Source organism: Grimontia sp. AD028 (assembly GCF_000973155.1).
Lineage (GTDB): Bacteria > Pseudomonadota > Gammaproteobacteria > Enterobacterales > Vibrionaceae > Enterovibrio > Enterovibrio indicus.
Window position 1 is genome coordinate 1 of the sequence record NZ_LASY01000221.1, and the last position, 317, is coordinate 317.

Genomic DNA, 317 nt, shown 5'->3' on the forward strand with positions numbered 1-317 from the left:
GTTACAACAGTACCACGGCCTTGGATTGAGAATACGTCTTCGATTGGCAGGATGAATGGCTTGTCGATCGCACGCTCTGGCTCTGGGATGTAAGAATCCAGTGCTTCTGCCAGCTCAACGATTTTCGCTTCCCACTCAGCTTCGCCGTTCAGTGCACCCAGTGCAGAACCTTGAATTACTGGGCAGTCGTCGCCTGGGAAGTCGTACTCAGACAGCAGTTCACGAACTTCCATCTCAACCAGCTCAAGCAGCTCTTCGTCGTCAACCATGTCACACTTGTTCATGAATACAAGGATGTATGGAATACCAACCTGGCG

The 317-nt window shown here is 51.1% G+C and carries 1 protein-coding gene; it reads right to left on the reverse strand.

From position 1 onward, the window contains the following. Window positions 1-317 (reverse strand): GTP-binding protein (locus tag RN22_RS24405; RefSeq protein ID WP_046308529.1); only part of this gene is annotated, 317 nt, incomplete at both ends.